The following is a 17,613-nucleotide window of genomic DNA, read 5'->3' on the forward strand; positions in this document are numbered from 1 at the left end:
AGGGTGGCCGTGTCTCCGCCACCGACCCTCGACGCTGATGCGCCGATGCTCACCGCGTCCGACTATCAGCCGCCGCGCTGGCTGCGCAATCCGCACCTGCAGTCGATGCTCAGCTCCAGCCGCATGCGCCTGCAGCGCGGCCTGCTGCTGCTGGCCGCCACCGGCGCGGTCAGCGAGGAGCTGATCCTCGATGGTGGCGAAGGTGTGCGGCTGCAGGGCTGGCACAGCCATGTCGAAGGACGCGAACCGCGCGGCATTGCCCTGCTGCTGCACGGCTGGGAAGGCAGCGCCGAATCCAGCTACATGCGCATGGCCGCTGCCCGCATGCTGGAGCAGGGGTTCGACGTGGTGCGGTTGAATTTCCGCGACCACGGCAACACCCATCACCTCAATCCCGGCATCTTCCACTCCAACCTCATCGACGAAGTGGTGCATGCCGCAGGCGATGTCGCCCAGCGCTGGCCCGATCTGCCGCTGGTTGCAGCCGGCTATTCACTGGGCGGCAACTTCGTGCTGCGGCTGGCCCTGCGCGCACCGGCCGCCGGTGTACCGCTGCAGCACGTGGCCGCGGTCTGCCCGGTGCTCGACCCCGGGCTGACCATGGAGAACATCGAGAACGGCCCGGCGATGTACGACTGGTACTTCCGCCGCAAGTGGGCCGGCTCGCTGCGGCGCAAGCGCGATCTGTTCCCCGAACTGAGCGACTGCGACGACCGTGTGCTGAACATGGACATCCGTTCGCTGACCGCCTGGCTGGTCGAGCGGCACACCACGTTCGGTTCGTTGCAGGCCTATTTCGATGGCTACTCCATCGCCGGCGACCGCCTGTCCACGCTGCAGGTACCTGCTGACATCCTGATGGCGCAGGACGATCCGGTGATCCCCTACGCGACCTTCCGCGACTGGCAGCTGCCGCAGCAGGCGCGGCTGGAAACCGCCTGCTGGGGCGGCCACTGTGGCTTCCTGGAAAACTGGCGCGGCGATGGGTTCTCCGAGCGCTGGGTCGCACAGCGCCTGCGGCGGGTCCTGCCGGGCTGAACCGGCACCGGCGCGCGGCCCGCTACAATGCGGGTTTGACCTTGAACCGGACGGCCATGCAAGACCAGATCCTCCAAGCGTTGCGCCAGAACGATGCCGGCCAGGCCGTGCAGCTGGCCCAGGCGTGGACCCGTGACGAACCCGGCAAGGCCGAGGCCCACCGCTGGCTGGCGCTTGCGCTGCAGCAGCAGGGCCAGGCCGAGGCCGCGATGGAGGCGTTGCAGCAGGCGCTGCAGCTGGCCCCCGATGATGCGCAGCTGCACCTGCAGCACGCCGGCCTGCTGCTGGCACTGCGCCAGTTCGACGGTGCCGATGAAGCCCTGCTGCGCACCACCGGGCTGGACCCCAACGCCTTCCCGGCTTACCTGATGCAGGCGCACCTGGCGGTGGGCCGCAACGATTTCGACGAGGCCCAGCGGCTGTCGACCCTGGCCTCGCGGCTGGAGCCGGACCATCCGGAACTGCTGACCATCGATGGCATGGTCGCGCTGCGCCGCGGCGACGCCGACCGTGCGCTGGCCCTGTTGTCGGCGGCCAGCCAGGCGCTACCGGACGATACCCGCGTGCTGTACGCACTGGGCTTTGCCTACCTGGGCAAGGACATGCTGGCGTTTGCCGAGCAGGCGTTCCGTCGCGTGCTGGCGTTGAACCCGAAGATGTCCTCGCTGCACGGCATGGTGGTGCAGCTGGCCTTGCGCCAGGGCAACGTGGAGGCCGCCGCCGAGGCAATGCAGCAGGCGCTGCAGGAGCCGGAGCTGGACGTGCCGCCGATGCGCCGCCTGGCCGGCGAACTGGCACTGCGCAGTGGCCAGCCGCTGCAGGCGCTGGAGCACCTGCTGCCGCTGCTGCAATCGCTGCAGGGTGATCGCCAGGTGCTGCAGCTGCTGCTGATGTCCTGGCAGCGCCTGGGCCGCGAAGATGAAGCCCGCACACGCCTGGATGACGCTCTGGAAAGCAATGACCAGCTGCATGACCTGTGGCTGGCACGACTGGCCGTGGAAGACGTCGGCAGTGCCGGCGCCGTAGCCGTCGTGGAGCGCTGGATGGCAGCGATGCCCGGCCACCTGCCGGCGCTGGAAGCGCGCATGCGCCTGCATGACATGGCCGGCGAGCATGAGCAGGGCGAAGCCATCGCCGAGCGCATCACCACCCTGGAACCGGGCCGCGTCAGCGGTGAAAGCCGTCGCGTCGAGGGGCTGCTGCAGCGTGACCCGGCCGCCGCCGTGGAGCGCGTGCAGGCCCTGATCGCACAGGCACCGGAGGGACACCGCGCTGATCTGCGGACCTGGCTGGGCGAGATCCAGGATCGCGCCGGGCAGCCGGAAGAAGCGCTGCGTACGTGGATGGCGCTGCAGACCGACCAGGCTTCGCAGCGGCTGCCGTTGCCGCCGCAGGCCAAGGCACCGCCGAGCTGGCCGGAGATGGCCAGCATCGACGAAGCGACGCGCGACAGCGGCTCGGCGCCGATCTTCCTGTGGGGCGCTCCGGGTTCGGGCGTGGAGCGGGTGGCAACCGGCCTGGCCGCTGCCAGCCCGGTGCTGCGCAGTGATCGTTACACCGCCACGCCACCGGACGATGCCTTCCAGAACTACAACACGCTGCAGGACCTGGCGTCGGGCGTGCTGAGCCCGGAACGCCTGGTCGAGCGTTGGCGCGAGCACCTGCCCGCCCGCGGCCTGGAAAGTGACACCGTGATCGACTGGCTGCTGTGGTGGGACAACGCGCTGTTGTGGGCATTGCGCCCGCAGCTGCCGCAGGGTCGCCTGCTGCTGGTGCTGCGCGACCCGCGCGACATGCTGCTGGACTGGATCGCCTATGGTGCCGCCGCGCCGCTGGCGATGACCTCGATGGCCGAAGCCAGCCAGTGGCTGGTGCGTTCGCTGACCCAGATCGCCGCGCTGCACGAGGAAGACCTGTATCCGCACGTGCTGCTGCGCATCGACGACATCGGCAACGATGCGCATGCGATGGCCGACCTGCTGGGCCGCGTGTTCGGGCGTCCGATGCCTCCGGCTGCACAGCTGGGTGCACCGCGCCTGCCTGCCGGTCACTGGCGCAGGTATCGCGACGTGATGGGCGCCGCGTTCGCCCAGCTCACCCCGGTCGCGGTGCGGTTGGGTTACCCGGAAGAGTGAGGAGCATCTGATGCAACTGAGCAGTCACAGCCTGGTCAACGGTGCGCCGATCGACCGTGAGTTCGCCGCCGGCGATGCCGCCGGCTTTGCCCCCGACCGCAACCCGCACCTGGCCTGGAGCGGCGTGCCCGATGGCACCCGCTCGTTCCTGCTGGTGTGCGTGGACCCGGACGTGCCAACGGTGCCGGAAACGGTCGGCCGCGATGACATGAGCGTGCCGCGCGATCAGCCGCGCGGCGATTTCGTGCACTGGGTGATGGCCGACATTCCGGCCTCGGTGCAGGAGATCGCCGCTGGCAGCTGCAGCGATGGTTTCGTGGTGAAGGGCAAGACCGCGCCGGCCGGCCCGGCCGGCAGCCGCCAGGGCCTGAATGATTTCACCGGCTGGTTCGCCGGCAATCCGGACATGGCCGGTGATTACCTCGGCTACGACGGCCCGTACCCGCCGTTCAACGACGAGCGCGTGCACCGCTACTTCTTCCGCGTGTTTGCGCTGGATGTGGCCACGCTGTCGTTGCCGGAACGCTTCACCGCCGCCGATGCGTACCGTGCAATGCACGGCCACGTACTGGCCGAAGCGGCGCTGCACGGCACCTACACGTTGAACCCGGCGTTGGCCTGATAACAGCCTTCGGGTAGTGCCGGCCGCTGGCCGGCATCCGCTGTACGTGGCAGCCGGCCAGCGGCCGGCTCTACCCACCAGCGAAGAAGGGCGGCCAGTGGCCGCCCTCTTCATTTCGCCGGCTGCGGCGCGGGTTTGAACACCAGCACTTCGCCCTTGGCATTGCGCACGACCAATGCACCGGTGTCGTCCAACGCGAGGGTGGGTGCGGTATCGCGACCGTGAAACAGCGTTTCGGCTCGCCGTTCCTGCGCATCCACCTTGGGATTGATGCACAGCGCGGTGGTCCGGATGCCGCTCTCCAGGATCAGCCCGTCGTCCTGCAGGTGGTAATGACTGCTGGCCTGGTTGCACAGGTTCAACTCGCTCATGTAGCCGGGCTGGAAGCGCAGCGTGTACGGCGCCCGGCCCCTGACGAACAACGCGTCGATACGCTTGCCCTGCGCGTCGGTGGCGCGCGTGAGCTGCCACGGATGGGCTTCAAGCTGGTCGGTGGTGGGTGTGCTGGCGGCGCGTGCACTGCTGCCAATGCCAATGCCGATGGCCAGCCAGGCCAGTGTGAGCATGTACGTCCGTTTCATGCCGATCTCCCTGATGCATGTGGGTAGTGCCGGCCGCTGGCCGGCATGTTCCGCAGGTCGCCTGAGCTGTGTGCAGCCGCCGGCCAGCGGCCGGCCCTACCCACAACGAAGAAGGGCGACCTCGCGGCCGCCCTCCTGCATTACTTCTTCTCGATGGCCGACTCGACCACCATGTCCAGCACGTACGCCTGCGACGGCGCATCGGCCGGCGGGTTCTTCACTTCGTAGCGCTTCACACGCACCACGTTGCGCACGCCGTCTTCGTGAGTGTAACCCTCGATGTTGCCGTAGAAGTTCTCGAACTTGCCCGGCTCGCCCTGCTTCAGGCCCTTGTCGTCGAACTTCACTTCGCGCACCTGCAGGCACTGGTAATCCGGGATCAGCGGGTGCGAGCACTTCTCGGTCTTCGCAGCCACTTCCAGGAACACGGTTTCGCCGGCGCCGCCATAGCGCGTTTCAGCGGTCGGTTCCGGGTTGAACACCAGCACGTCGCCCTTGGCGGTGGTCAGGGTCAGCACGCCGTTGGCATCCTGTTCGGCCTTCAGTTCGCCCTGCAGACGGCTGGAGACGGCTTCGTCCAGCGCCATCAGCGCCTTGTCGGTGCAGGCCATCATGGTCGAGGCCATCGCGCTCACGCTCAGCTTGCCATCGGCCAGGGTGTAACCGCCGCCCATGCGGTTGCAGGTGTTGCTGACCGACAGGCGGCCATCAACGAAGTCCAGGGTGACCGGCTTGTCGTCGCGGGCGAACAGCGCATCGATGCGCTTGCCATCGGCCGCGGTGGCCTGCTGCAGCAGCCAGTGCTGGCTCTGCAGGCGCTGCGCATCCAGGTGTGCCAGCGCCTTCTGGTCGCCGGCCTTGGCCGCGGCCGGGGCCAGGTCGTCACCGCCGGTACCGGCCGGGGCAGGGGTCTGACTGCAGGCGGCCAGCAGGGCCAGCGGGAGGAGCAGGGTGAGCTTGCGGTTCATGGTGATTCTCCTTGGGGAACCGAGGGGGAAACGGACCGGGGCCGGCAACGGGGTTCCCGTGCCCCGGCGCTGTTCAGCTGCCGGATGGCAACCACAGCAGCAATGCAGCGCCCAGGGCGATGCGGTAAATCGCGAAGGCCGTGAAGCGATGCGACTTGATGTAGCCCATCAGCCACTTCACTACGACGAAGCCGGTGATGGCTGCGGCAAGGAAGGCCACGCCAACGTCGGTCCAGTTCTCGCTGCCCAGGTTCCCTTCCTTGGCCAGTTCCAGGAAGGTGTAGGCGCTGGCGGCGAACATGGTGGGAATGCCGACCAGGAACACGAACTCGGCAGCGGCCGCGCGGCGGCTCAGGCCCAGCAGCATGGCCAGGAAGATCGCCGAGGCCGAGCGCGAGGTACCGGGGAACACGCCGGCCAGCACCTGCGCCAGGCCAACACCGATGGCCACCGTCCAGGTCACCTGGTCGCGATCGGGCAGGCGCGCGGTATAGGCCTCCACCAGCAGCATCCAGATGCCGCCGATGATCAACGCCCAGGCCACCGGGCTGACGGTTTCCGGCAGCGACCAGCCGGCCTTGCGCACCACCAGGCCGACTACTGCGGTTACCAGGAAGGCCGCGCCGAGCTTGAACACGTACTCGCGGTTCTCGCGCTGGCCGAAGCCGGTGGCCAGCTGCAGCAGGCGCTGGCGGAACACCAGCACCACGGCCAGGATCGCACCGGCCTGGATGATGATGTTGAAGAAGTCCGATCGCGCGCCCAGCCAGTGCTGGGCGATCAGCAGGTGGCCGGTGCTGGAGATCGGCAGGAATTCGGTCAAGCCTTCGAGGATGCCCAGCAGCAGGGCGGAGAGCAGGTCGGACATGGACGGTGCGGGCGCTGGCGGCGGAAGAAGCCCGAGAGAATAGACGATCCACGCCGCACCAAACGGGTGCGTGCGGTAATCCGCGCACCCGTTTGGTGCATGTGCGTCTGCACCGCGCTGGGGCAGGCGCTTTGAAATCAACAACTTGTGAAGGCCGAAAAGTTGGCACGGTCGTTGCTGTACCTCAGCAGGCATTCATTCCCATCCGAGGTCGTACCGATGTCCGTGGAAAACGTTGAGAAGCTGATCAAGGACAACCAGATCGAGTTCGTCGATCTGCGTTTCGTCGACATGCGTGGCGTCGAGCAGCACGTCACCTTCCCGGTCAGCATCATCGAGCCGTCGCTGTTCGAAGAAGGCAAGATGTTCGATGGCAGCTCGATCGCCGGCTGGAAGGGCATCAACGAATCGGACATGGTGCTGCTGCCCGATACCGCCAGCGCCTACGTCGACCCGTTCTATGCCGATCCGACCATCGTGATCAGCTGCGACATCCTCGACCCGGCCACCATGCAGCCGTACGGCCGCTGCCCGCGCGGCATCGCCAAGCGCGCCGAGGCCTACCTGAAGTCCTCGGGCATCGCCGAAACCGCGTTCTTCGGCCCGGAGCCGGAATTCTTCATCTTCGATTCGGTCCGTTTCGCCAATGAAATGGGCAATACCTTCTTCAAGGTCGATTCGGAAGAAGCCGCCTGGAACAGCGGCGCCAAGTACGACGGCGCCAACAGCGGCTACCGTCCGGGCGTGAAGGGCGGTTACTTCCCCGTTCCGCCGACCGACACCCTGCACGACCTGCGTGCGGAGATGTGCAAGACCCTGGAACAGGTCGGCATCGAAGTGGAAGTGCAGCACCACGAAGTGGCCACCGCCGGCCAGTGCGAGATCGGCACCAAGTTCAGCACCCTGGTGCAGAAGGCCGACGAACTGCTGCGGATGAAGTACGTCATCAAGAACGTCGCCCACCGCAACGGCAAGACCGTCACCTTCATGCCCAAGCCGATCGTCGGCGACAACGGCAGCGGCATGCACGTGCACCAGTCGCTGTCCAAGGGCGGCACCAACCTGTTCTCCGGTGACGGCTACGGCGGCCTGAGCCAGCTGGCGCTGTGGTACATCGGCGGCATCTTCAAGCACGCCAAGGCCATCAACGCCTTCGCCAACTCGGGCACCAACAGCTACAAGCGCCTGGTGCCGGGCTTCGAAGCCCCGGTGATGCTGGCCTACTCGGCGCGCAACCGTTCGGCCTCGTGCCGCATTCCGTGGGTGTCCAACCCGAAGGCGCGCCGCATTGAAATGCGCTTCCCCGATCCGATCCAGTCGGGCTACCTGACCTTCACCGCGCTGATGATGGCCGGCCTGGACGGCATCAAGAACCAGATCGACCCGGGCGCACCGAGCGACAAGGATCTGTACGACCTGCCGCCGGAAGAAGAGAAGCTGATCCCGCAGGTCTGCTCCTCGCTGGACCAGGCGCTGGAAGCGCTGGACAAGGACCGCGAGTTCCTCAAGGCCGGTGGCGTGATGAGCGATGACTTCATCGACGGTTACATCGCGCTGAAGATGCAGGAAGTGACCAAGTTCCGCGCGGCGACCCACCCGCTGGAATACCAGCTGTACTACGCCAGCTGACCGGCTGCGATGGCGGTGGGTAACCCCTCCCACCCGCCGCCATCGCATCCGTCTTTGCGGCTGGGGAGCCGCAGGGCGGGCTCCGGCCCGCCGTGGTAGAGCGGACCGTTGGTCCGCTGCATTGGAAACGCGGGCCCTTGGCCCGCAGATCCAGGGGCAAGAGAGAGACCGGACACGCGACATGGGCCGCCCTCCCTCCCGCGTCGGCCGTGCAAGGAGAGAGGCACGGCTGTCCCGGCCCGATTCGTGTCCGGTGCAACAGCCACGGCCATCACCACGATGGCCCGTGGTTGCCTGATGCCATCGCGCGTTCGCGCGCTGGCCCCATCCACCATCGGGACATGCGCATGAAACTGATCTCCGCCATCATCCGACCGTTCAAGCTCGACGAGGTCCGAGAGGCCCTGTCCGATGCCGGCGTGTCGGGCATCACCGTGACCGAAGTGAAAGGCTTCGGCCGCCAGAAGGGCCACACCGAGCTGTATCGCGGTGCCGAGTACGTTGTCGACTTCCTGCCCAAGATCAAGATCGAAACCGTGGTCACCGACGAACGTGCCGACGCAGTGATCGAAGCGATCCAGTCGTCTGCAGGCACCGGCAAGATCGGCGACGGCAAGATCTTCGTGACCGCTGTCGAGCAGGTCATCCGCATCCGCACCGGCGAAATCGGCGCCGACGCGCTGTAAGCCCCCTTCCGGAGACTCCCCCATGAAGATGCGCCTTTTCACCGGGTGGCAAGCCCGGTTCCATCTGGTGTGCCTGCTGATGCTGTTCAGTGCGCTGGCCGCCGGTGTCTGGCCAGGCAGTGCACATGCCCAGGCCCAGGTCACGCCGCTGCAGAGCGAAGCCGTGGCCGTCGAGCCCTTGCAGGACCCGACCGCCGCTGCGCCTGCGGCTGCCGAAGCGGTGGCCGCGCCCGCCTATGACCATGGCGACGTCGCCTGGATGCTCACCTCCACCCTGCTGGTGCTGCTGATGGTGGTACCGGGCCTGGCCCTGTTCTACGGCGGCCTGGTGCGTTCGAAGAACGTGCTGTCGGTGCTCAGCCAGATCCTGGTGGTGTTCTCGCTGGTGCTGCTGTTGTGGGTGGCCTATGGCTACAGCGCAGTGTTCAGCGCCGGCAATCCGTTCTTCGGCTCGTTCACCGAATTCGCCTTCCTCAAGGGCTTCACCCCGGAGTCGGTGGGCAACACGCCGATCAAGGGACTGCCGGACTACCTGTTCGTCGCCTTCCAGTCGACCTTCGCCGGCATCACCACCGCGCTGATCGTCGGTGCCTTCGCCGAGCGCATCAAGTTCCGCGCGGTGCTGCTGTTCTCGGCGCTGTGGTTCACCCTCAGCTACATCCCGATGGCGCACATCGTCTGGGGCGGCGGCTACCTCGGCGAACTGGGCGCGATCGATTTCGCCGGTGGCACCGTGGTGCACATCAACGCAGGCGTGGCCGGTCTGGTGGCTGCATGGTTCGTCGGCAAGCGCCTGGGCTACGGGCAGACCGCATTGAAGCCGCACAACGTGCCGTTCACCTATATCGGCGCGATGCTGCTGTGGGTCGGCTGGTTCGGCTTCAATGCCGGTTCTGCCGCCGCCGCCGACACCGTCGCCTCGCTGGCCTTCCTCAACACTGTGCTGGCCACCGCTGCTGCGGTGCTGGGCTGGACGCTGGTTGAAGCGATCAGCAAGGGCAAGCCGTCGGCACTGGGCGCGGCCTCGGGTGCGGTGGCAGGCCTGGTCGGCATCACCCCGGCATGCGGCACCGTCGGCCCTCTCGGTGCGATCGTCATCGGCCTGGTTGCCGGCGTGGTCTGCGTGTGGGGCGTGACCGGCCTCAAGCGTCTGCTGAAGGTGGACGACACCGCCGACGTATTCGGTGTGCATGGCGTGGGCGGCATCGTCGGTGCGATCCTCACCGGTGTGTTCAGCGCGCAGTCGCTGGGCGGCACCAAGGCCGATCTGGATATCGGCCACCAGGTGTGGGTGCAGGTGGTCAGCGTCGGCCTCACCGTGCTGTGGTCGGCCGTGGTGACCGCAGCCATCCTGCTGCTGGTCAAGGTGGTGGTCGGCCTGCGGGTGACCGAGGAGGCCGAGCGTACCGGCCTGGATGTGACCTCGCATGGTGAATCGGCCTACGAGGCCTGATGCATCTACATGGTGGGTGCCGACCGTTGGTCGGCACTGCACCTGCTCTGGTAGGTGCCAAGCTTGCTTGGCACTGCTCCTGCGCTGGACTACTCCTGCTCTGGTGGGTGCCGACCGTTGGTCGGCACTGCATCTGCTCTGGTAGTTGCCAAGCTTGCTTGGCACTGCTCCTGCGCTGGATTGCTCCCGCTCTGGTGGGTGCCGACCGTTGATCGGCACGGTCGGTGGCCCAGCCACGCATGGCGTGGCTCTACTGCATCGTCCGGGCTTATCGCGCACAATCGGGGCATGCACCCGATCCGCACTTCCCTGATGCTCTCGGCCTGCCTGCTGCTGGCCGCCTGTGCCTCCACGCCGCAGGAAACCCGCAACCCGCTTGCCACCTGGGTGCCGTCGCCGAACCAGAACGCGCGCACGCCGGTCATCATCGTCATCCACCACACCGAGCAGAAATCGGTGCAGCAGAGCCTGCACACGCTGCGTACCGCCAACAGCGGCGGGCGGGTCAGTGCGCATTACCTGATCGGCGCCGATGGCCATCGCTACCAGCTGGTGGCCGATGAGCGCCGCGCTTGGCACGCCGGCTCCGGGCGCTGGGGCACCATCACCGATCTGAACTCCGCGTCCATCGGCATCGAGCTGGACAATGACGGTCGTACGCCCTTCAGACCCGCGCAGATCGAATCGCTGATCGTGCTGCTGCGCGACCTCACTGACCGGCTGAACATCCCGCCGCGGCAGGTGATCGGTCACGCCGACCTGGCACCGACGCGAAAGGAAGATCCCAGCCGCTTCTTCCCGTGGCAACAGTTGGCCGAAGCCGGTTTCGGCGTGTGGCCGCGCGCTGCCGATGGTGCTGCGCCGGAAGGATTCGATGCATGGGCCGCGCTGGCGCGCTTCGGTTATCCGCTCGACAACCGCGAAGCAGCGGTACGGGCGTTCCACCGCCGTTTCCGTGGCAGCGACACCCTGCCGAAAGCCCTCGACGCCGAAGACGCGCGCATCCTGCATTCGCTGTTGCTGCAGACCCCGTAGCCGGTAGCGCCGGGCCATGCCCGGCGAGCGCACCGCGCGGGATCCGCTTCTCGCCGGGCATGGCCCGGCGCTACCCAAGGTTGCCGCGCCACCATCGGCCCCACTACATTGCGACGATGATCACTGTTACGTCGCCGCGCGCGCTCCTCACTTTCTTGGCCGTTGCCCTGCTTGCCGGCTGCGCCACCACGGGCACCCGGCCTGAAGCGCCGGCCGCTGCCAAGCCCGCTGCCGCCACCTACGCCAAGGTCGACTGGAAGGCTCTCCCGGCCGTGACCGATACCGACCTGCAGGCCGGCTTCGCCGCTTGGCGCAGCAGCTGCACCCGCCTGAAGAACGATGCGACCTGGGCCAAGCCCTGCGCGACCGCCAACACCGTGTCCGACAAGGACGCCAGCGCGATCCGCGCATTCCTGCAGCGCGATCTCGATGTCTATTCCCTGCGCGCCGGCGGCCATCGCGCCGACGGCCTGATCACCGGCTACTACGAACCCATCTATCCGGGCAGCCTCACCCGTACCGACACCGCCACCGTGCCGGTGTACGGCACCCCCGATGATCTGGTGGTGGTGCAGTTGGACAGCGTCTATCCCGAACTGAAGGGCAAGCGCCTGCGCGGTCGCGTGGAGGGCAAGGTGCTCAAGCCCTACGACGATGCCGGCAGCATCGCCAGCAAGGGGGCCAAGGCGCCGGTGCTGGCCTGGCTGACCGATCCGATGGACCTGCAGCTGCTGCAGATCCAGGGTTCGGGGCGGGTGCGCCTGGCCGATGGCAAGCAGGTGCGGCTGGCCTATGCCGAACAGAACGGCCATCCCTATCGCGCGATCGGCCGCTGGCTGGTGGAGCAGGGCGAGCTGAAGAAGGAAGACGTCACCATGGACGCGATCCGCGCGTGGGCGAAGGCACATCCGACACGCGTACCGGAACTGCTGCGCAGCAATCCCAGCTACGTGTTCTTCGTGCGCAGCGCGGACAGCCCGGAAGGTCCGCGCGGTTCGTTGAACGTGCCGCTGACCGCCGGCTACAGCGTGGCGGTGGATCGCACCGTGGTGCCGCTGGGCAGCCTGCTGTGGCTGTCCACCACGCGCCCGGACGGCACGCCGGTGGTACGCCCGGTGGCCGCGCAGGACACCGGTGGCGCCATTGCCGGCGAGGTACGTGCCGATCTGTACTGGGGCAGCGGCGATGCCGCCGGCAAGCTGGCCGGCGACATGAAGCAGCAGGGCAACCTGTGGCTGCTGTGGCCGAAGGGTGTGGCGTTGCCGCAGTAGGTCAGCAGGGGGCAGATCCCCCTCCGCAGGAAAGGGATCTGACCCCCATATGCCTGATAATGGCGCCATTCCGAACTTTCCGGTCGCGCATGCGGCCAGGACCCATGCAATGAAATACGCAAAGAACAACGCAAAATCCAACACGAAGAAGTACTACAAGCACTGGGCCGAATCGGGCCTGGGCAAGGGCAACGTGCTGATGGAAGCCCGTGGCGAGAAGATCGTGCGCCAGGTGGAAATCTACGGGGCCAAGGTCGTGTGGGCCGATGAAACCGGCCAGAGCGATGACCGCTTCGTGCTGGCCGACCAGCCGGTGTCGTTCATGGACTTCGACGAAGACGACGAGATCAGCGCGCGCGAGTTTGAAATTGCTTGGAAGAAGGCCCGGGAAGCCACCGGCTACCCCGTCTAACGTCGAGGGAGCTGCAGTCATCGGATGGCTGGTGGAATCGAAATGTTATAAAGTTTCATTTCCAGCCTCCCGTCCGCCCCCTGATGAAGACTCCCACGCTGGTGGCCGCGCTCGCGGCCGCCCCGTTCGCCCCTGAAGCATTCGCCCAGTCCGCCGACGCCGCGCTCACCCTGGGCAAGGTCGATGTGCACCAGCACAGCGAGGGGCAGCTGAGCGCACACCAGGTGCTGACCTCGGTGGACGTGCTGGGCGCGGACCAGATCGAAAACCGCAACGTGTCGCACAGCTGGGAACTGCTCGGGCAGATGCCCGGCATCCAGCTGACCGAAACCCGGCAGGGCGCCGAGTCGGGCAAGGTCAGCTTCCGCGCCTTCAACGGCGAGGGCTACCTCAATGCGATCAAGACGCTGATCGACGGCATCCCCAGCAACGTCAACAGCGGCAACCAGCGCTTCATCGACATGCTGTTCCCGCTGGAAATCAGCTACATCGAAGTGGTGCGCGGTACCAACGATCCGCGCTACGGCCTGCACAACATCGGCGGCAACGTGAACTTCGGCACGCGCCAGGGCGGCACCTACACCGACGCGCGGCTGGCCTATGGCAGCTACAACACCCGCGATGTGCAGCTGGCGGTGGGCCGCGAAGCCGACGGCTTCGCGCAGAACTACTTCGTCGGCACCCAGGCCAGCGACGGTTACCGCGACCACGACAGCTCGAAGAAATACGCACTGGGCGGCAAGTGGTTCTTCGGTTCGCTGGAGGAGGGGCTGCGCATCGGTCTGACCGCGCGCGCCTACCATCACCAGGCCGACGAACCCGGTTTCATGACCGCGGAAGAGCTGCATGCGGGCCGTCGCCGCAGCGACCTGCGCAACGCCAATGACGGCGATGACCGCGACATGCGCCAGTTCGCCGCGCACCTGGACATGAAGCTGTCCGACGCGGTGACCTTCGGCACGCGGCTGTACTACAACCGCTATGAAGACGACCGTCGTGTGACCTTCAGTGACCTGCCCAGCGGCAACCTGCCGCGCCAGCGTCGTGTCTGGGACGAGCGCCAAGCAGGCCTGCTCGGCACGCTCACCTGGCAGGCCAGCCCCATGCTTACCGTGGAAGGCGGGCTGAACTACGAGCAGCAGGACAACGGCTACCGTCGCGAGCGCTACGCCTACGCCGAGCCCACCGATTTCAGCCAGGCACCGGCACGCGTGCAGAACAACGACCGCCACAGCTTCGACAACTGGGGCGCTTACGTGCAGGCCATCTACCAGCCAGCCGACGCATGGAAGATCGTGCCGGCTTACCGTGTGGACCGTTTCAGCGGCCGCACCCGGCTGATGAACGGCGCCACCGGCCGCCTGCAGGACTACGGCAGCATCGGCCAGCCCAAGCTGAGTGTCATCCACAGCCTGGGTGAGCACACCCACGTCTACGCCAACTGGGGCCGTACCTTCCAGGTGCTGACTGGTTCCACCGCGCCGGCCTACCTCACCCCGGGGCAGGCACCGATGCAGCCCTCCACCAACACCGGCATGGAGCTGGGCCTGAAATTCCAGCCCTTCGCCGGCAGCCAGGCCCGGCTGGCGGTATGGCAGCAGGACGCGGAAAACGAAGTGTCCAACATGCCGGCCACCGGCACCACGGTCATGCTGGGCAAGACTCGCCGCCGCGGCGTGGATGCGCAGATCAGCGCGCAGCTGGGTGACGCGTGGACGCTGTGGGCCTCGCATGCCTACCAGGAGGCGAAGATCACCCGCGACGACCGCGCCGCCGGCGTGACCCTGCAGGGACGCGAAGTGGCCGCCACCCCGCGCCACATCAGCAACCTCGGCCTGGACTACCAGGCCAGCGATGCCCTGCAGCTGGGCCTGCAGGCACGCGCGCAGGGCGATTACTACCTGGAAGAGCGCAACGCCACTGGCAAGTTCGGCGGCTTCGCCGTGCTCGACCTCAGCGCGAAGTATCAGATCACCCCGGCCTGGAGCGTGGACCTGCAGCTGAAGAACGTGACCGGCCGCGAGTATGCCTACGCGTGGTACGACAGCTTCTTCTGGGACAGCGCCCGGCCGATGTTCTCGCCCGCCCCGGGCCGCGCGGTCTTCGTCGGCCTCAACATGAAGCTGTAACCGCAAAGCCGGTAGTGGTCGAGCTTGCTCGACCTGCAGGGGTCAGCGCCCTTTCCTGACGGAAAGGGATCCGACCCCGGACCCCGCAGCGCAAGGGGTCAGATCCCTTTCCGCGAGGAAAGGGCTCCGACCCCGGACCCCGCAGCGCAAGGGGTCAGAGCCCTTTCCGCGAGGAAAGGGCTCTGACCCCACACCCACGTTTTGCACTACATTGGTGCAATGTCCGACCCCACGCCCCCGCCGTCCCTCGATGCCCTCGGCACGCCGTTGGCCTGGGCCGGGCCCGATGGCCGCATCGCCGGCTGCAACCCGGCCTTCGCGCGCTGGCTGGGCGTCAGCGGCCGGCGCCTGCTCGGCCAGCCGTTGGCCGCGCTGGAAGTGCAGGGTGAGGCGCTGGCCCATTTCCTGGCCCGCGATGAGCGCGACAGCCTGCGCCTGAACCGGCTGGCGTTGGCGCTGCCGGGCGAAGCCGCGCGTTTTGCCGAAGGCTGGATGAGCCGCCGCGACGATGGCGGCTGGCTGCTGGAGGCGCATCCGGTCGATGAGTTCCCCGGGCTCGACCCGACCCAGGCCCTGCCCAGCGCGCTCAGCGCAGCGCTGAAGGGCCTGGCGCACGAACTGCGCAATCCGCTGGCCGGGTTGAAGGGCGCCGCACAGCTGCTGGCCCGCCGCGCGGCGCAGCGCGATGCCAGCGAACGCGAACTGATCGACCTGATCGGCTCGGAGATCGAGCGGCTCAATGGCCTGCTGGAGCAGCTGCTGTCACCGGCACCCGCCGCGCCACATGCGGCGCTGAACATCCACGCCGCGTTGGAGCGGGTGCTGCGCCTGGCCGAGAACGAGGCCGGCTGGGCGGTGCGCCTGCAGCGCGACTACGACCCCAGCATCCCCGAATTCGGTGGCGACGCCGACCGCCTCACCCAGGCGGTATGGAACTTGGTGCGCAATGCCATCCAGGCCGGTGCCGGCAACATCACCCTGCGCACCCGCGTTGAACACGGTGTGCGCATCGCCGAGCAGCTGCACACCCTGGCGTTGCGGCTGGAAATCGCCGACGACGGCCGTGGCGTGCCCGAAGAACTGGCCGAACATCTGTTCCTGCCCCTGGTCAGCGGTCGCGCCGAAGGCACCGGCCTGGGCCTGGCGCTGGCCCAGCAGGTCGCGCGCGAGCATCGCGGCACGCTGACCTACCGGTCGCGCCGGGGCCATACCGTATTCACCCTGCTGCTGCCGATCGGCAACGGCACCGCCGCCGCCGAGGAGGCCCCGCGCGATGTCTGAGTCTTCCGCGTCCCCGCCGTGCATCTGGGTCGTCGACGATGACCGCGCCGTGCGCTTCGTGTTGTGCACCGCGCTGCGTGAGGCCGGCTACCAGGTGGTCGACTTCGACAGCGCCGCCCCCGCACTGCAGGCGCTGGCTGATAGCCCGCCGCCTGCGCTGCTGTTCACCGACGTGCGCATGCCCGGCGACGATGGCCTGGTGCTGCTGGACAAGCTGAAGGCCGCGCTGCCGCAGCTGCCGGTGGTGGTGATGTCGGCCTACACCGACGTCGCCAGTACAGCCGGTGCGTTCCGCGGCGGCGCGCACGAGTTCCTGTCCAAGCCGTTCGATCTGGACGACGCGGTGGCACTGGCCCAGCGCGTACTGCCTGCGGTGGCGCCGGCCATGGCCGCGCCGACGCCCGCCGCAGAAGCCGCCAGCGACCAGCCGCCGCAACTGGTGGGCGATACGCCACCGATGCGCGCGCTGTTCCGCGCCATCGGCCGCCTCGCGCAGGCGCCATTGGCGGTGCTGATCATCGGCGAAACCGGTACTGGCAAGGAGCTGGTAGCCAACGCGCTGCACCGCGAATCGCCGCGTGCGCAGCATCCGTTCGTCGCGCTGAACACCGCCGCCATTCCCGCCGAGCTGCTGGAAAGCGAGTTGTTCGGCCACGAGGCCGGTGCGTTCACCGGCGCGCAGCGGCGCCACATCGGCCGCTTCGAGCAGGCCAACGGCGGCACCCTGTTCCTCGATGAAATCGGTGACATGCCGTTGCCGTTGCAGACGCGCCTGCTGCGCGTGCTCGCCCAGGGCGAATTCTTCCGCGTGGGCGGACGCGAACTGATCCGCGTCGACGTGCGCGTGGTCGCCGCCACCCACCAGGATCTGGAAGGGCTGGTCGCGCAGGGAAAATTCCGAGCCGACCTGCTGCACCGCCTGGACGTGGTGCGCCTGCAGCTGCCGCCTCTGCGCGAGCGCCGCGAGGACATCGCGCAACTGGCCACCACGTTCCTGGCCGCTGCCGCGCGCAGGCTCGATACGCCGCCCAAGCGGCTGACCGCCGCCGCCCTGCAGGCGATGCGCGAGCACGATTGGCCGGGCAACGTCCGCGAACTGGAAAACGTGTGCTGGCGCATGGCCGCACTGGCCGCCGCCGATACCATCGGTGTGGCTGATGTTGATACCGCGCTCAACCGCACCCGCAGCCGGCGCAGCAGCGCGGCCGCCGGTGACCCGGGCCAATGGGAAGCGCTGCTGTCCGAATGGGCACGCCGGCAGCTGGCCGAGGGCACCGAGGGCCTGCACGCGCAGGTGCGCGAACGGGTCGACCACGCCCTGTTGGAGGCCGCCCTGCAGATCACCCACGGTCGTCGCGCCGAAGCCGCCGCGCGCCTGGGCCTCGGCCGCAATACGCTTACCCGCAAGCTGGGCGCCGGTCGCCGCCGCGGCGGCCATTGAACGGTGCCTGCACGCGATCCTCGCACCCGCTTGCCGAACTGTTGATCCTCCATGGACGATGCCG

General features: G+C 67.6%; 15 protein-coding genes. 12 read left to right on the plus strand and 3 right to left on the minus strand.

What is annotated here, in order from left to right:
* Window positions 1-3: 3 nt before the first annotated feature.
* From LC407_RS15610 to LC407_RS15620, 3 genes are read left to right on the plus strand one after another with little or no spacing between them, the layout of a single operon-like run.
* On the plus strand, window positions 4-1,038 hold the full coding sequence (locus LC407_RS15610) for an alpha/beta fold hydrolase (protein ID WP_025875982.1): 1,035 nt from the start codon (window positions 4-6) through the stop codon (window positions 1,036-1,038).
* A gap of 56 nt (window positions 1,039-1,094) precedes the next feature.
* Entirely contained in the window at window positions 1,095-3,173 is a 2,079-nt protein-coding gene (locus LC407_RS15615; protein ID WP_025875980.1) for a tetratricopeptide repeat protein, read from the plus strand.
* Between the two features lie 10 nt (window positions 3,174-3,183).
* Window positions 3,184-3,795 (plus strand): YbhB/YbcL family Raf kinase inhibitor-like protein, encoded by a 612-nt coding sequence (locus tag LC407_RS15620; protein WP_059063140.1) that lies wholly within the window; start codon window positions 3,184-3,186, stop codon window positions 3,793-3,795.
* A 110-nt stretch (window positions 3,796-3,905) separates the two neighbouring features.
* On the opposite strand, the gene LC407_RS15625 is transcribed toward LC407_RS15620, so the two are convergent.
* The 3 genes from LC407_RS15625 to LC407_RS15635 form a co-directional block, all read right to left on the minus strand.
* The gene (locus tag LC407_RS15625; protein ID WP_223483160.1) at window positions 3,906-4,376 is read right to left on the minus strand and encodes an META domain-containing protein; all 471 of its coding nucleotides are present in this window, start codon (window positions 4,374-4,376) and stop codon (window positions 3,906-3,908) included.
* 140 nt (window positions 4,377-4,516) lie between these two features.
* Entirely contained in the window at window positions 4,517-5,344 is an 828-nt protein-coding gene (locus tag LC407_RS15630; protein WP_223483161.1) for an META and DUF4377 domain-containing protein, read from the minus strand.
* A 73-nt stretch (window positions 5,345-5,417) separates the two neighbouring features.
* On the minus strand, window positions 5,418-6,212 hold the full coding sequence (locus tag LC407_RS15635; RefSeq protein ID WP_033832703.1) for an undecaprenyl-diphosphate phosphatase: 795 nt from the start codon (window positions 6,210-6,212) through the stop codon (window positions 5,418-5,420).
* Between the two features lie 219 nt (window positions 6,213-6,431).
* Between LC407_RS15635 and glnA the strand changes: the two genes are divergently transcribed.
* The 9 genes from glnA (at window position 6,432) to ntrC (ending at window position 17,549) form a co-directional block, all read left to right on the plus strand.
* Window positions 6,432-7,841 carry a type I glutamate--ammonia ligase gene (gene glnA / locus LC407_RS15640; RefSeq protein WP_010487206.1) on the plus strand — a complete coding sequence of 470 codons (1,410 nt, stop codon included), beginning with the start codon at window positions 6,432-6,434 and terminating at the stop codon, window positions 7,839-7,841.
* A 347-nt stretch (window positions 7,842-8,188) separates the two neighbouring features.
* Window positions 8,189-8,527 (plus strand): P-II family nitrogen regulator, encoded by a 339-nt coding sequence (locus tag LC407_RS15645; protein WP_004134334.1) that lies wholly within the window; start codon window positions 8,189-8,191, stop codon window positions 8,525-8,527.
* 22 nt (window positions 8,528-8,549) lie between these two features.
* Window positions 8,550-9,980, plus strand: coding sequence for an ammonium transporter (gene amt, locus LC407_RS15650; RefSeq protein WP_025875965.1), 1,431 nt, complete (start codon window positions 8,550-8,552; stop codon window positions 9,978-9,980).
* A gap of 288 nt (window positions 9,981-10,268) precedes the next feature.
* Entirely contained in the window at window positions 10,269-11,015 is a 747-nt protein-coding gene (locus LC407_RS15655) for an N-acetylmuramoyl-L-alanine amidase (RefSeq protein ID WP_223483162.1), read from the plus strand.
* A 116-nt stretch (window positions 11,016-11,131) separates the two neighbouring features.
* Entirely contained in the window at window positions 11,132-12,286 is a 1,155-nt protein-coding gene (locus LC407_RS15660; protein WP_223483163.1) for an MltA domain-containing protein, read from the plus strand.
* 109 nt (window positions 12,287-12,395) lie between these two features.
* The gene (locus LC407_RS15665) at window positions 12,396-12,698 is read left to right on the plus strand and encodes a hypothetical protein (protein WP_033832709.1); all 303 of its coding nucleotides are present in this window, start codon (window positions 12,396-12,398) and stop codon (window positions 12,696-12,698) included.
* An 83-nt stretch (window positions 12,699-12,781) separates the two neighbouring features.
* Complete coding sequence (locus tag LC407_RS15670) at window positions 12,782-14,827, plus strand: TonB-dependent receptor (protein ID WP_223483164.1); 2,046 nt, start codon at window positions 12,782-12,784, stop codon at window positions 14,825-14,827.
* Between the two features lie 219 nt (window positions 14,828-15,046).
* Window positions 15,047-16,108: an ATP-binding protein gene (locus tag LC407_RS15675; RefSeq protein ID WP_223483165.1), complete on the plus strand. Its 1,062-nt coding sequence runs from the start codon at window positions 15,047-15,049 to the stop codon at window positions 16,106-16,108.
* Window positions 16,101-17,549 carry a nitrogen regulation protein NR(I) gene (ntrC, locus tag LC407_RS15680; RefSeq protein ID WP_100437163.1) on the plus strand — a complete coding sequence of 483 codons (1,449 nt, stop codon included), beginning with the start codon at window positions 16,101-16,103 and terminating at the stop codon, window positions 17,547-17,549. Before LC407_RS15675 ends, ntrC begins: the two co-directional genes overlap by 8 nt.
* Window positions 17,550-17,613 lie beyond the last annotated feature (64 nt).

Source organism: Stenotrophomonas sp. OVS01A (assembly GCF_019969775.1).
Classification (GTDB): Bacteria; Pseudomonadota; Gammaproteobacteria; order Xanthomonadales; family Xanthomonadaceae; genus Stenotrophomonas; species Stenotrophomonas indicatrix.